Origin of the sequence: Roseovarius sp. SK2 (assembly GCF_028807495.1) — a bacterium.
Classification (GTDB): Bacteria; Pseudomonadota; Alphaproteobacteria; order Rhodobacterales; family Rhodobacteraceae; genus Roseovarius; species Roseovarius confluentis.
Window position 1 is genome coordinate 1 of the sequence record NZ_JARAMK010000016.1, and the last position, 14,125, is coordinate 14,125.

Genomic DNA, 14,125 nt, shown 5'->3' on the forward strand with positions numbered 1-14,125 from the left:
TGCGCGCCCCAGAAGGCCTCGGGGTCCTTGATCGAGGCGGCGTACATCTCGTCGTACTTCGCCGCGTCGACATGGGCATTCGCCGCGAAATCGGCACTGGGCGGGTACGTGGACGCACCTGTTTCCGGTTGATTTGTCATATGTCTCCTCCTCCGCACGGAATGGTCCTCGACTTCGAGGCATATATCAATTCGCGCATTGGCGGCGTTATAAAACCTTTAGTAAAATTTTACACTTAGCCGTTGGGATCATTGACTTTTATTTGTAAATACTTTCCCCATCGCATCCGGCAATGAGTAAATTTATTTACCAATGCAAAAATTTCCCAGTGATTCCCGCGCTCTAGTATTCCGCGACTCTCGGCGAATGTATGCCGGTGTGTGCAGAAAGCGGCCGGGACGGGCGCAAAGGGGGCCTGTGACATGTTGTCAGGGCTGCTACGGAACAGTGCGGACAGAGGGGTGAATCACGCGCCCTGCGGCGCGGCGGGGCGGAAGACCGCGTGTTTCAGGCCAAGGCAGGTGGCGGCCAGCGCCAGGATGGGTTCCTGACGGCCGGGCGGCCGTCGCGTCCCACGGTTCCGATGGCGGGGCTGCTGCTTCTGAAGGTCGTGCGCCGAGGTTTCGGGCGCGTTCGGCAATGGGGTGCGCGCTGTCGGCAACGAGGCTTGACCGCAGGCCGCGTGCGGGCAATCTGTGTGCGGCAACAGGAGCGTGATCATGACCCAGTGGACAGGAGAGGCGGAACCGGGCCGCCCGTGGTGGTGGGAGGCGGTGGCGCCGGAAGCCACGCAGGACGCTTTGCCGAAGCATTGCGACGTGCTGGTGATCGGTGCGGGCTACACCGGGTTGTCGGCGGCGATTGCCTCCCATGACAGCGGTGCCAGGGTCGCGATGGTCGAGGCGGGCGTGCCGGGAGAAGGCGCATCGAGCCGCAATGGCGGGATGGTGGGCGCGCATCCGCGGCTAAGTTGGGACAAGATGGCGGCAGCATTCGGAGCTGATGTGGCGGACGCGCTTTTGGCCGAGGCGGCCCCTGCGCTGGACTGGGCGCGGGAGTTCATCAAGCATGAGAAGATCGACTGTGACTTTCAGCAGACCGGGCGCGTACAGCTGGCCTACACGGCGTCGCATTTCGAAGGGCAGAAGCGGCTGGCGGAAAAGGTGCGTGACAAGAGCCGGGTGAAGGTCGAGCTACTGGAGCGCGAGGGGCTGGGGCGCGAAATCGACACCGGGATTTATCACGGCGGTATCCTGTTTCCCGAGCATGGCGCGCTGCATCCGGCGAAGTATCATCGCGGAATGCTGGAGGCGGTGCGGCGGCGCGGGGTGCCGGTGGTCAGCCATGCCCGCGTCGAGGCGATGGAGCGCGACGGCAGCCGGCATGTGGCGCGCACGCCCAAGGGGCGCATCCGGGCCGACAAGGTGGTGTTGGCGACCAATGGCTATACCACGCGGCCTTTCGGCTGGCACGTGAAGCGGGTGTTCCCGCTGCCCAGTTTCATCATCGCCACCGAGGAATTGCCGGAGAACCTGATCGGGCACCTGGCGCCGGGGCGGCGGATGATGGTCGAGACGCGGGCGCGGCACAGTTACTTCCGCATTTCGCCGGACGGCAAGCGAATCCTGTTCGGCGGACGAGCCGCGATGCGGGACGTGCCGCTGGCGGTCGCGGCGGAGCGGCAGAGGCAGACGATGGTGGAGGTCTGGCCGGAACTGGCCGAGGCCAAACTGAGCCATGTCTGGAGCGGCTATACCGGGTTCAGTTTCGCGCAGATGCCGCATGTGGGAGCGCGCGACGGCATCAGTTTCGCCATGGGCTTCAGCGGGTCGGGCACGGTGATGGCGCCTTACCTGGGGGCCAAGGCGGGATGGCTGGCGGTAGGCGACGCGCGGTCCGAGACGGCCTATGCGAAAACGCACCTGCCGCGGCATATGCTGCACCTGTTCGACAAGCCGCATTTCCTGAAGGCGGCGGATGTGGTTTATCGCCACTGGGTCGACCGGGTGGAGGCATGGCAGGCACGGCGTGGGTAGGGACCCGGCACCTGCCCTGGGCGTCGGCGGGATTCCGCCGTACAAGCTATACGCTAGTAGCCTCACTCGATCCGGAGGCGTAGCCTTTCCGCAAAAGTGGGCAGGGCAGAATATCGATGAAAAGCAGAGGGATGCCCCTTGGTCGTGCGGTCACGGTAATGGCCGCCGCGATCGGTGTGGCCGGCACAGGAGCGGCGGCGGCCACGGACCAAGAAGACGGTGGATGGACGGCCCGGAAGTGCAGCCTTTACGAAGTGTCGGTGCGTGATGCGATCAGCTTGCAAGGGTCAGAGGGGCTGCGGATGGAGTTCCTGACCGAGAACCAGGTTTTCATCGACGAAGGCTGTACCGCAAAGGCCGAAATCTGTCCGATGACCGACGAGGAATGGCGATTGGCCGAGATGCTTCTGAAGATGACGATGAACGAGGGAATGGCGAGCACCTTCGTACCGTTCGGCTGTCCCTGACACGGTGGGGCTGCGCTGCGCGACTCAGGTGTCGCGGGCGCGCACCAGCATCAGGAGGCCGATGGTCACCAGCGCGATGCCGGTCCATTCCAGCGGGCCGGGGATTTCCGACAGGACAGGAATGGCGAGCAGGGCCGCCGAGGCCGGAACTGCAGCGGAAAAGCCCGCGGTGTGCGTGGGGCCAAGGTGATTGGCTGCCAGCGCAAAGCACACCATGGCCAGGAGGCCGGGGCCAAGCCCCTGGTAGGCGGCCTGGAAGAGGATCGTGCCGGTCTCGGCCTGCGCCAAACCCGAGGGCATGAAGAAATACCAAAGTGGCAGGAAGACCAAGGCGTTCGGAATGTTGATCGTCACCAGTGCCTGTCGCGGGGTGAGCCGCCAGCGGCGCACGCCGAAGATATAGATCGACTGGATCGCCGCGGCGGTCAGGAAGAACACGATGCCGAGCGCCGCGCCCTCGCCGGTGGACCGCAGGCCTGTGACTGCGACCAGCACGGCGCCCACGGTCACGATCACCAGGCTGACGATTTGCAGGCGGTTGGGCAGGGTGCCGGTGAAGGCGGTCACCAGCAACACGGTGAAGAAGGGCAGCGCCCCATTGGTGAAAACCCCGGCATAGGCCGCCGACGTGTAGCGCAGGCCCATGTAGACCAGCATTGCGTAAAGGGCCCCCGACCCGCAGAGCACGATCAGCACGATTGGAACCGGGCCGAGGTGCCGGGGCCACCACGCCCAGGCGAAGGGCGCCAACAGGACCCCTGTCACCATGAACCGCAGCGCGGTGATGTCGCCGGGGGTTAGCGCCGTCTGCACGCCCGCGCGGGAAAAAACGATGAAACCCGACCAGATCACCAGCAGGCCCAGGGCCGCGGCAAGCCCGATCGAGCGGTTCTGGACGTCTTCGGGCATGGGGGTCTGGACGGTCATGGCGCGATCAGTGGCAGAGGGCCGCAGGCGTGTCCATAGCGGCAGATGCAAGGCCGGTATTCCCCGAGGCGTGAAACAAAGAACGCCGGCCCGAAGACCGGCGTTCAAGGCGCGCGGAAGAGGTCTTACTCCCGCGCCTCGTCCTCGAATACCCGCGCTATGCGTTCTTGACTGTGGGCCGCCGCCTCGTCGGCGTCGAGTTCACGGCGTTCGATCCTGGCTTGCAGGACGTGGAACGCCAACCAGAACAGGAGGCCGACGATCACGAGTATCATCTCGGTGCCGACCATGGGATAGATCGGGCCGATCTGGGACAGGTCGGCGCCTGCCCAGGTTTCTATAGCTGTCGTTGACATTTCGTGACCCTCCTCAAGTCAGCAGGCCAAGGCGCTTGGCCTCGGCGATGTCGGCTTCGGACACCTCTATGGCGTCCATTTCCTCGGCGATCTCCTCGGACATGTCGAGCCCGACGAGTTCGACCGCGGGCGGGACGCGCAACATGCCCATGCCCATCAGGATCTTGGACACGATGAAAGCGGGCAGAAAGCCCAGCACGCCGAACATGATGATCGCACCTGCGAACTGACCCCAGGGCGTGATGACCGCGACGGTTTCATGATAGGCCGCCGTCGCCGGATGGCCCCAGAGCATGAAGCCGCAGATCACCAGGCCGATGAAGCCCGCATAGCCGTGCACGGCCACCGCGCCCACCGGATCGTCGATCTTGAAGCGGCGCTCGACCCAGAAGTGAAGTTTGTACGCGCAGGCCGCCCCCACGGCGCCGATCAGCATCGCCTGGATCGGGTGGTAGAGGTCGTTGCCCGCGGAAGCGGTAATAACGCCGGCAAGGCCCGCCGAGTATGTCCAGAACGCCTCGCCCTTGGACACCACGTAGCCTGCCAGCAGGCCGCCCGACAGCGACATCAGGAAGTTGAACACGATGGCCGACAGGGTTGTGGGGGTGAGATAGATCGTCGTGGCCGTGAAGTTCACCACGCCTTCGGCACCGCCCAGCGTGCCATGGTCGATGATCGGCACGTTGCAGGCCACGTAGAAGCCCCAGAAGCCGCAATAGATCAGGAAGAGCCCGATCGTCACCAGCCACTTGTTGTGCGGGTTGATGTTGCGCGGTGTTCCGTCGGGAGAGAACTTGCCGATCCGCGGTCCCAGCACGACGATCACGCCGAGGGCAAAGCCACCCGCAATGGCGTGGATCACGCCCGAGGCATAGGCATCGTGATAGCCCAGCTGGGTGACCATCCAGCCGTCGGGGTGCCAGCCCCAGGCCGCGTCGATGATCCATGTGCCCGAGCCGATGACCACGGCCAAAATCCAGAAGGCGGTGGGCCGGATGCGTTCGATTGTGGCGCCCGATACGATCGAGGCCGCGGTCCAGCTGAACAGCAGGAAGGCCGCCCAGAACACACCGTTCAGGCGGTTCCAGAAGCCGTTGCCCAGTTCGGCGCCGTAGCCCTGCGCGCTTTCGAGCGCCGGTCCGGGGCCGCCCAGATGGGTGCCCATCAGTTCGGACCATGGCACGGCATTGTCGGATTGCGTGATGCCGCCGGTGATGCCGGGACCGTTGGGGAAGGCGAAGTAGATCCACCATCCGAAGAAGAAGAAGGTGATGGTCACCAGCGGCATGAGCATGGTGTTCTTCATAACGGTATGCATGTGGTTCTTGTGGCGGCTGGCGCCGACCTCGTACATGCAGAAGCCCACGTGGATCAGGAACATGAGTGGCACGGTCACCCAATAATAGAACTCGGTGAAGATCACCGTCAGTGCACCGATATCGGTATCCAATTTACTGTCCTCCCAGTGTGGTGCGACCCGTAAGGCGACAGGAGGATGGCGCCGACCGGGTGCACCTATTTTCATTTGCCGGCCGCTCTTGCGCGGGGCCGGTGTCCGGGTGGAGCTTTCCTTGAGACTGCCCGGATAAGGGCAGAATGCTTAATTGTTAGGCTGTTTGCCAATAATAAATTAACTCAGTGAATAAAAAATTCCCACTAAGAAATAAATTCTGCCGAATTGTCGCGGGGTTGCAGCAAAGGCTCTGGACAGCGGAGCACGGCGGACGCTCCGACGGGTGTCGTGTTTGGGTCAAGTTTTGTCGGATTCCATCGCCTTGCGTAGAATCGGGCGCCCGCGCGCTGCATAATCATTTGAGCTCCACCTCGACAAAGCTCATCAGGGCGGGGCCGGCGTTGATGACGTTGTGTTCCACGCCCTGTGCGCGGGCATAGGCGGTCCCGGCGGGCACGGTCACCTCGCGCGTCTGTCCATCGGGCTCCTCAAGGCGCATGTGGCAGTCGGTGATCGCGGTGATGACATAGTCGTGGTCATGGATGTGCCAGCCGGTCTGCTGATCCGGGGCGAAGTCGAACCGGGTGACACGGGTACGGGCGTCGTCGATGAGCACGGTTGCCGTGCAGGTCATGGTCATGGAGCGTCCCTTGTACTGGAAGCCGGACACGGGGGCTTGCGCGTGGCGGCAGGCCCCGTCACCAATATGATACGCCCCGAGCGAAAGGAAGACGGGATGACGGATGCACGACAGGCAAAGAGCGTGAGCGAGGTCGTGGAGTCCGGCCTGTGCATCGGCTGCGGTCTGTGTGAAGCGCTCGCCACGACGCGATGGGTCATGGTTATGAACCGGCACGGACGCTTGCGGCCTGCGCCGGTGTCCGCCGAGGATCCGGACGCCGACGCGGAAATCCTGGCCGCCTGTCCCGGCGTGGTTGCCGAGGCGCAGGCGCGAGGTGACCGGGCAGATCCGGTCTGGGGCAGCTATACGCATATGGGCGAGGCATGGGCCGGGGACCCGGACATCCGGTTTCGCGCGGCGACTGGCGGGGTGCTGACGGCGCTGGGCGTGCACCTTTTACGCACGGGCAAGGCCGCGTTTGTCCTGCATTGCGCCGCGGACCCGGAGCGGCCGATGCGGTCGCGCTGGGTGATGTCCGAGACGCCCGAGCAGGTCGCGGCACGCGCCGGGTCGCGCTATGGCCCGACAGATACGCTGGCAGGGCTGGAGGCGGCGCTGGCGCGGGGAGAGCCCTTTGCCATTATCGCCAAGCCCTGCGATGCGGGGGCTGTGCGGGCCCGGGCCAAGGCGGATGCGCGGCTGGACAGCTTGCTGGTGGCCGTCCTTGTCATGGTCTGCGGCGGGGCGTCGGACCTGGGCAAGTCGCAGGCGGTGCTGGACGAGTTGGGCGTGGCGGAGGATGACCTGACGCTTTTTCGCTATCGCGGGCATGGCAACCCGGGGCCGACCCGGATCGAGACGCGGGACGGACGGCATTTCGAGAAGACCTATAATGAGATGTGGGCGGACGAGGCGGGCTGGCGCATCCAGAGCCGCTGCAAGCTGTGCCCCGACGCGATCGGGGAGGCGGCGGACGTGGCGGCCGCCGATATCTGGCCCGGTGCCGAGCCCGAGGGAGAAGACGCCGGATTCAATGGCGTGATCCTGCGTTCGCCCGAGGGCCAGGCGCTGTTCGATGCCGCCGTCGCGGCCGGAGACCTGGTGCGCGGCGCGGATCATGCGCCGCGCGACTTTGACGGGTTTCAGCCGCACCAGGTGCACCGCAAGCGGGCGATGGCCGCGCGGTTGCGGGGCCTGGCGGCGGCGGGACGGCCCATTTATACCCACGCGGGCCTGAGACTGGATGCGCTGGATTCCAAGGACCCGGATGAAGAGGCGGGTGCCTTGCGCCGCGCCAGGATTGGCCGGTTCGATGACGAGGTTCCCGAAATATGATGCAGAAACCCTTTAGCGAAGACGAGGCCATCGGGATGCTGGTGGGGCTGGCCGTGGGCGACGCGGTGGGCACCACGCTGGAGTTCCGCGCGCGCGGAAGTTTCGAGCCGATCTCGGACATGGTGGGCGGCGGGCCGTTCAACCTGGCGCCCGGCAAGTGGACCGACGACACCTCGATGGCGATGTGCCTGGCGCAGATGTTGCGCTCGGCCAATGGCTGGGACGCCGAGGATGCGATGAGGCGCTTCGTGAACTGGCGCGACAACGGGTACCTGTCGTCGACGCGGGTGTGTTTCGATATCGGCAACCAGACCGACGCCGCGCTGACCCGGTTTCAGCAGACCGGCAACCCCTATGCCGGGCCGGTTGAGGATGAATATAGCGGCAATGGCGGACTCATGCGGCTGGCGCCGGTTGTGATCGCCTATGGCGCATCAAAGGAAAGCGCCATGGCGGTGGCGCAGCTGCAAAGCCGGCTGACCCATGCCAGCCCCCTTTGCCAGCGGGCGGCGGCGAATATGGCGGAGTTCCTTGTGACCGGGGATGTCGGGCTTTTGCCGCGCCCCGAGGCGCCGCCGGAGGAGGCCAGCGGTTACGTGGTGCACACGTTGCACGCGGCCTTCTGGGCGCTGACGCAGGGCGACACGTTTCGCGACGTGATTCTGGCCGGGGTGAACCTGGGCGGGGATGCTGACACGGTGGGCGCCGTGGTGGGGCAGCTGGCCGGGCGTATTTACGGATATGGCGGCATTCCCGAAGAATGGCGCGCCCGGCTATACGACCATGACAAGATCAGGACCGCGGCGGAGGACCTTTATGCCCTGCGCCCGATCGACATCTAATAGAGAGGAAAACTCATGAGCCTGTTCGACGAAGACCTGTTCCTGAAAGGGCTGGAGCAGCGCAAGGCCACGCTGGGGGCCCAATACGTGGAAAAGAACCTGGCGGCGGCGGATGAGTTCACCCGCCCGTTCCAGGAAGCGATGACGGCCTGGTGCTGGGGATTCGGCTGGGGCGACGAGGTGATCGACGCCAAGACGCGCAGCATGATGAACCTGAGCATGATCGGGGCGCTGGGCAAGATGAACGAGTTCGAGATCCATTGCCGCGGCGCGCTGAACAACGGCGTCACGAAAGAAGAGATTCGGGCGATCGTGCACGTCGTGGCGATTTACTGCGGGGTACCGCAGGGGCTGGAATGCTTCCGTCACGCGCGCAAGGTGCTGGAGGAGCGCGGGCTCTGACGGGGCAGCCGCCGATCCAAACGCGGGAGCCGCGCGTCGTGCCGGACGTGCCGTCGGGATATGGCGCGGCGTTAGTCACCGTCGCGCCCCCTCAGGGCCAGCCGGGGGATGGGACGGCCGGTTGCCTGAAAATAGTGTGACGGAAATGTCGCGGGCCCGCGACGACTCGCATTGCGCGTCGCGACGCGAGTCGCCTGAAGGTGCTGGCAGGGCCCGTGCGCCCGCTGCAAACCGCAGCCTGCGGTTGTAGGAAACCCCTTAAAAACCGGGGGATTTTCCGTTTTTCAGCGCGATTGCCCCGGCCCGTGGGAGGTCTGTGTGTGAAATACGTCACAGAGCGTCCAACAACACGGCGCAAGGGGGGCGGTTCGTTGACAGTGAGGGGGCATTTACAGCATTCATCCTCCCAAGCCGTGTCCTGGATCGGGGGCGGTGGAACTTGTAACTTTCCTGCTTTAAGGAGGGATAACCTTGAAAAAGCAACTTCTCTGCACCAGCGCAATCGCCCTCGGCGTCGCTGCTGCCCCTGCCTCGGCCCAGGACTGGAACCTGGATTGGGGTGGTTTCTTCCAACAGCACGTGGCTTACACTGAAGTCAGCGGCCTTGGTGCTGGTATTGACCTCGACGGCGTTCAGATGTTCACGAACGCTGAAATCATCTTCACCCCGAACATCACGCTGGACAACGGCATGACCTTCGGCGTGAACGTCCAGCTCGAAGCCCTGAACTCGGGCAACGCACAAATCGACGAATCGTACATGTCGATCTCGAGCGACACGTTTGGCCGCATCGACGCCGGTTACGAAAACTCGGCCGGTTACAAGATGATGGTTGGCGCACCGCAAGTCGGCTCCATGGCGATCAACTCGCCGTCCGCTTCGGCCTTCATCCCGTTCGTGACCGGTGCCGGCGCACCCGGCGCGTTCCGTCAGGCTGCTCTGTCCTCCTACACTGAGGTTGCAGGCAACAACGACATCGCACGGATCACCTACTACACGCCGAGCTTCAGCGGCTTCACTGCAGGTATTTCGTACGCTCCGGGCACAACCGGCAACGTTGCGGGCATCCTCGCTAACCGCGCTGCTGGTGGTACTGCCGTTACCGACATCTTCGACCTTGGTGTGAACTACAGCCAGTCCTTCGGCACCACCGACATCACTGTGGCCGCCCGTTGGGGTACCGGCGACAGCAACATTGCAGGCGTTTCGGATCCCGAAACCTGGGGTGTCGGCTTCCAAGTCGGCTTCAGCGGCTTCACCTTCGGTGCATCCTACGCTGAAAACGACAACGGTATTGCAGGCGGCGTTGGTGACCAAGAAGGTTACAGCGTTGGTGTGGCATACGATGCCGCTGGTCCCTGGACCTTTGGCCTCGAAGCCTACATCGGTGAAGTCGACAACGGCGCAGGCAATCCCGACGGCGAATACGAGTACTACAAACTCGCCGCCAACCGGGACCTGGGACCGGGCGTCAGCTGGACCACCTACCTGCTTCAGGGTCAAACCCAAGACGCAGTTGGTGGCGACATCGACGGTACCGCGATCGGCACCGCGATCAACCTGAGCTTCTAAGCTTAGCTTGAACGACTTTGAACGGCGGGGGAGTGTACTCTCCCGCCGTTTTCTTTTAGGGAACGGGAAACCGTTCCCTTTTTGATGTGCCTCGAAGGATGGACATGAAACGAAGTATTGTCTGGCTGGCCTCTTACCCGAAATCCGGAAATACGTGGATGCGGATTTTCCTGGCCAACTATCTTTCCGATGCGAAGAAACCGTTGGAAATCAACCAGATCCAGCGTTTTGGATTTGGGGATTCCAAGCCGAATCGATACATGGCGGCGGCAGGCCGAAAGATTGACATTACCGATCCCGAAGCAACGCTGCGCGTGCGTGATCGGGTCCTCCAGGGGATCGTGGCGAATAATGCGGATGTGAATTTCGTCAAAACGCACAACTGTCGGAACCAGGCGTTTGGTGTTGAGCTTATCCCGGCGCGCTATACCAGGCAGGCGATCTACATTCTGCGCAATCCTTTGGATATGGTTTTGTCCTACGCGCGCCATTACGGCATGACACATGAGCAAACCGTTGAGTTCATTGGTCGAGCGGACAGTGCCAACCAGGCCGATGCGACAACCACCTGGCAGTTCCTGGGCAATTGGAGCGATCACGTCAAGGATTGGACCCAGGGCGGGGCCTTTCCGGTATTGGCACTGCGCTACGAGGACCTGCTGGACGACCCGCAGACGCATTTCGCCAAGACGCTGGAGTTCATGGGGGTGCCGATTGTGCCCGAGAGGCTGGACCGGGCGATCCGCTTTGCCAGTTTTGATGAGCTGAAAAAGCAGGAAGACAAATCGGGATTCCAGGAAAAGTCGCCTCATTCCGAACGGTTTTTTGCCAAGGGTCAGGCAGGGCAGTGGAAAGATGACCTGGATCCCGCTTTGGTCGCGAAGGTCCGGCGGGACCATAAGCGGATGATGAAGAAATACGGGTATTACAGTGTCTGACCTGAGACGGATCATCTGGCTGGCCTCGTTTCCGAAATCGGGCAATACGTGGCTGCGCAGCCTTTTGGCGCATTATTTCATGCCGCCGGGAATGGCGCCTGATATCAATAACTTGCGCCAGTTCACCACTGCCGATATTCGGCAGGATTTCTTTGACGCCGCCAACGGAGCGCCGTTCCGAGGCAAGAGCGTGGACGATTGGCTGAAGGTGCGCACCAAGGCGCTGCACATGATCGCGGGGGCCAAGCCGGGCAAGCATTTCGTCAAGACCCATTGCACGCCGATCCGGGTGGGCCCGGTGGACCTGATTCCGCCAGAGGTCACGGCGGGAGCGCTTTACATCATGCGCAATCCGTTCGACGTGGCGCCGTCCTTTGCCCGGCATACCTCCGTTTCGCTGGACGAGGCGATTGCCAAGATGTGCGACCCGGACAACGTGATGGGCACCGAAAGCGGCATTCTGGATGCGCTGGGGCGCTGGGACGATCACGTAAACCGGTGGGCCACGGTGCCGGGAATGCCGCGGCATTTGATCCGGTACGAAGACCTGCTGGACAAGCCTGCCAAGAGCATGGAGCGGCTGCTGGATTTCCTGAGCGTCAAGCCGGACCGGCCGAAGTTGGCCAAGGCGATCAAGGCCACCAGTTTCGAGGCGATGAAGAAACAGGAAGAAAAGCACGGTTTCACGGAGCGGCCCGAGGGCATGAAAAGCTTCTTCGCCAAGGGCAAGGCCGGCGGGTGGAAGGACGATTTGACGCCGGCGCAGGTGGGCCGTATCCGCGAGGCTTTCGCGCCGGTGCTGGAACGCTGGTATCCCGAGATGATGGACGAAACAGCTCAATTCGCCGCCTCGGCCTGACGCCGCCCGCATCAGGAGCGGGTGGCAACGCCATGTCAGATAACGAAATTTCGCGCTCGCGGCCTTTGGTCCGCCCGCCGGGTCAGTCCATCCGCATCGCTTCGGTCTCGATCATTATGTCGACCGTATCGCCCACCAACCCGTTCTCGACCCCGTAGGTCATGCCGAATTCGCTGCGCTGGATGCTGGTCTGCATCGACAGGCCCAATACGAAACGCTCGTGGCCGAACGGATACTCGGCGGCCTTGTTGAGCGTGACATTCAACGTCACCGGGCGGGTTTCGCCCAGGATCGTCAATTCGCCCTCGACGGTGCCTTCGGTGTCGGAGGTGGCGGTGCCGCCATTTGCGGTGAAGGTGATCTCGGGGTGGTTGGAGACGTCGAGGAAATCCGCCTTGCGGACATGCTCATTACGGCCTTCGTGAAAGGTGTCGACACTGGTGGAGGCGATGGTGACGCTGACCTCGCCCAGTTCCCGGGTTTCGCTGTCGTAGTCGAAGCTGCCCTCGACGCCGGGAAAGATGCCCAGGGTTTTGGCATAGCCGACATGGTCGACGGTGAAAAAGACGGTAGTGTGGCTGGCATCGAGCTCGTACCGGGCCATTTCCGCTTGGGCGGTGACCGGAACGGCGGCGAGCGTGATCGCGGCCAAAGCGCAAGTCGGGAATTGAAGTCGCATGAGGTCTCCTGTCATTGAAAGAATATGAAAGGCTATCACGCAAAGGTAACGCAACAGGTGAGCCCAGCAAGATGGAAATACCGATGAGCGGCCCGCGCCTGCGCTGTGCCAGCTGGAATGTGCACCGTGCGAAGGGCACCGATGGGCGTGTCGATCCCGGCCGGGTGCGTGCGGCCATCGCGTCGGCGCTGGCGCCCGGGGGGCTGGATGTGCTCGCGTTGCAGGAGGCGGACGCGGAGTGCCGCCCGCACGGGCGTATCCTGGATGTGGCGGGAATTTCAGCCGATACCGGTCTGATCTGGCAGCATGAGCGGCCCGAACTGCGCTGGGGCGCGCAGAGCGACGGGTTCCTCGGGACGATCCTGTTCCTGAACCCCCGTCTGGAGGTCGGGTTTCGCGACGTCATCGACCTGCCGGGGCATTGTCATCGCGGCGCGGTGGTGGTTGAGGCGCGCGCGGAAGCGGTGCCGGTGCGGATCATGTCGATGCACCTGTCGCTGTCGCAGCCGTTGCGGGTGGTGCAGATGCGCATAATCGGCCAATACCTGCGCCGCAGGCCCGAGATGCAGACGATCCTGCTGGGCGATTTCAACGAATGGCGGCCCTGGGGCGGGCTGATGTTCAACGCGCGGCTTCTGGGGCGGCGCTTTCATGGTCCGGCGCGGCGCAGCTTTCCCTCGACCCGGCCATTGTTGCCGCTGGACCGGATCCTGACGGACAGGGCGGGGGCGCTGTCGGATATCGAGGTGGTCGACACGGGCCCGGTACGTGCGGCGTCCGATCACCTGCCGGTACGCGGTGACGTGCGTCTGCCGCGGCAGGGCTAAACCTCCGGCGTTGAACGATTTGTGATCTGGTCGCCGGTTCCGTGCGTTCTATCTAGTGCGGAACGCGCAAGGATACTAAATGGTCGACATAACCCAGCAGAAACGAACCGCGATGCCGTCGGCGCGACCGCCGATGGCGGAGGTCGTTGTAATCGCGGCAGTGCTTGCGCTTGCGCTGGCTGCGTTCGGCGCAGCGGTGCTGCCGTCACCGGGCTGGGCGATGGCGATGTTCGGGCTCTCCGTGGCGCTGGTGGTGCCGGGGGTTTGGCGCAGCTATCCGCACGCGGTGTTCGGCCTGTGCAACACCGTCACGCTGGGGCGTGCCGCGCTGCTGTCGTTGTTGGCCGGGGCGTTGTTCGATGCCGGGGCCGTGTCGCCGTGGCTGGTGTTCTGGGTCGGATTGACCATTCTGTCGCTGGACGGGGTGGACGGCTGGCTGGCGCGGCGGTCGCAGCTGAAATCCGACTTCGGGGCGCGGTTCGACATGGAAGTGGACGCGGCGCTGGGCGCGGTGCTTGCAATGTGGCTGCTGCTGACGGGCAGGACGGGGGCGGAGATCCTGGTGCTGGGGTTCATGCGTTATGCGTTCGTACTGGCCGGACTGATGTGGCCCGCGCTGCGCCGGGAGTTGCCCGAGTCGATGCGCCGCAAGACGATTTGCGTCGTGCAGATCGGCACGCTGATCGCATTGGCCTGCCCGCTCTTCCCGGTGGCGCTTGCGCCATGGGTCGCGGGACTGGCATCGGCGCTGCTGGTGCTGTCGTTCGGCGTCGACACGGCATGGCTGGTGCGGCACAGTCGATGATCCGA

At 63.6% G+C, this 14,125-nt stretch carries 15 protein-coding genes; 10 read left to right on the plus strand and 5 right to left on the minus strand.

Annotation, left to right across the window (positions count from 1 at the left end):
* The first annotated feature begins 719 nt into the window (after positions 1-719).
* Both PVV74_RS21400 and PVV74_RS21405 read left to right on the plus strand, forming a co-directional pair.
* Positions 720-2,036, plus strand: a complete 1,317-nt coding sequence (locus PVV74_RS21400) for an NAD(P)/FAD-dependent oxidoreductase (RefSeq protein WP_274594583.1) — start codon at positions 720-722, stop codon at positions 2,034-2,036.
* 131 nt (positions 2,037-2,167) lie between these two features.
* Complete coding sequence (locus PVV74_RS21405) at positions 2,168-2,503, plus strand: hypothetical protein (RefSeq protein WP_274594584.1); 336 nt, start codon at positions 2,168-2,170, stop codon at positions 2,501-2,503.
* Between the two features lie 24 nt (positions 2,504-2,527).
* Here PVV74_RS21405 and PVV74_RS21410 read toward each other — a convergent pair whose 3' ends face one another.
* The 4 genes from PVV74_RS21410 to PVV74_RS21425 all read right to left on the minus strand — a co-directional run bounded on the left by PVV74_RS21410 (position 2,528) and on the right by PVV74_RS21425 (position 5,879).
* Positions 2,528-3,430 (minus strand): DMT family transporter, encoded by a 903-nt coding sequence (locus PVV74_RS21410; RefSeq protein ID WP_274594585.1) that lies wholly within the window; start codon positions 3,428-3,430, stop codon positions 2,528-2,530.
* A 125-nt stretch (positions 3,431-3,555) separates the two neighbouring features.
* A complete protein-coding gene (locus tag PVV74_RS21415; protein WP_274594586.1) occupies positions 3,556-3,786 on the minus strand; it encodes a hypothetical protein in 231 nt (76 codons plus the stop codon).
* 13 nt (positions 3,787-3,799) lie between these two features.
* Positions 3,800-5,236 carry an ammonium transporter gene (locus PVV74_RS21420; protein WP_274594587.1) on the minus strand — a complete coding sequence of 479 codons (1,437 nt, stop codon included), beginning with the start codon at positions 5,234-5,236 and terminating at the stop codon, positions 3,800-3,802.
* A 358-nt stretch (positions 5,237-5,594) separates the two neighbouring features.
* Positions 5,595-5,879, minus strand: coding sequence for a cupin domain-containing protein (locus tag PVV74_RS21425; protein ID WP_274594588.1), 285 nt, complete (start codon positions 5,877-5,879; stop codon positions 5,595-5,597).
* Between the two features lie 96 nt (positions 5,880-5,975).
* On the opposite strand from PVV74_RS21425, the gene PVV74_RS21430 reads away from it, so the two are divergent.
* The 6 genes from PVV74_RS21430 to PVV74_RS21455 all read left to right on the plus strand — a co-directional run bounded on the left by PVV74_RS21430 (position 5,976) and on the right by PVV74_RS21455 (position 11,809).
* Complete coding sequence (locus tag PVV74_RS21430) at positions 5,976-7,196, plus strand: Coenzyme F420 hydrogenase/dehydrogenase, beta subunit C-terminal domain (protein ID WP_274594589.1); 1,221 nt, start codon at positions 5,976-5,978, stop codon at positions 7,194-7,196.
* Positions 7,193-8,038: an ADP-ribosylglycohydrolase family protein gene (locus PVV74_RS21435; protein ID WP_274594590.1), complete on the plus strand. Its 846-nt coding sequence runs from the start codon at positions 7,193-7,195 to the stop codon at positions 8,036-8,038. Before PVV74_RS21430 ends, PVV74_RS21435 begins: the two co-directional genes overlap by 4 nt.
* A gap of 15 nt (positions 8,039-8,053) precedes the next feature.
* Positions 8,054-8,440, plus strand: coding sequence for a carboxymuconolactone decarboxylase family protein (locus tag PVV74_RS21440; RefSeq protein WP_274594591.1), 387 nt, complete (start codon positions 8,054-8,056; stop codon positions 8,438-8,440).
* A 471-nt stretch (positions 8,441-8,911) separates the two neighbouring features.
* The gene (locus PVV74_RS21445) at positions 8,912-10,012 is read left to right on the plus strand and encodes a porin (protein WP_274594592.1); all 1,101 of its coding nucleotides are present in this window, start codon (positions 8,912-8,914) and stop codon (positions 10,010-10,012) included.
* Between the two features lie 104 nt (positions 10,013-10,116).
* Positions 10,117-10,950 (plus strand): sulfotransferase domain-containing protein, encoded by an 834-nt coding sequence (locus PVV74_RS21450; protein WP_103765033.1) that lies wholly within the window; start codon positions 10,117-10,119, stop codon positions 10,948-10,950.
* On the plus strand, positions 10,943-11,809 hold the full coding sequence (locus PVV74_RS21455) for a sulfotransferase domain-containing protein (RefSeq protein ID WP_274594593.1): 867 nt from the start codon (positions 10,943-10,945) through the stop codon (positions 11,807-11,809). Before PVV74_RS21450 ends, PVV74_RS21455 begins: the two co-directional genes overlap by 8 nt.
* A gap of 82 nt (positions 11,810-11,891) precedes the next feature.
* On the opposite strand, the gene PVV74_RS21460 is transcribed toward PVV74_RS21455, so the two are convergent.
* Entirely contained in the window at positions 11,892-12,488 is a 597-nt protein-coding gene (locus PVV74_RS21460; RefSeq protein WP_274594594.1) for a YceI family protein, read from the minus strand.
* An 83-nt stretch (positions 12,489-12,571) separates the two neighbouring features.
* Between PVV74_RS21460 and PVV74_RS21465 the strand changes: the two genes are divergently transcribed.
* Together PVV74_RS21465 and PVV74_RS21470 are read left to right on the plus strand one after the other, a co-directional pair.
* Positions 12,572-13,315 carry an endonuclease/exonuclease/phosphatase family protein gene (locus PVV74_RS21465; RefSeq protein ID WP_274594595.1) on the plus strand — a complete coding sequence of 248 codons (744 nt, stop codon included), beginning with the start codon at positions 12,572-12,574 and terminating at the stop codon, positions 13,313-13,315.
* Between the two features lie 79 nt (positions 13,316-13,394).
* Positions 13,395-14,120, plus strand: coding sequence for a CDP-alcohol phosphatidyltransferase family protein (locus tag PVV74_RS21470; RefSeq protein WP_245890586.1), 726 nt, complete (start codon positions 13,395-13,397; stop codon positions 14,118-14,120).
* Positions 14,121-14,125 lie beyond the last annotated feature (5 nt).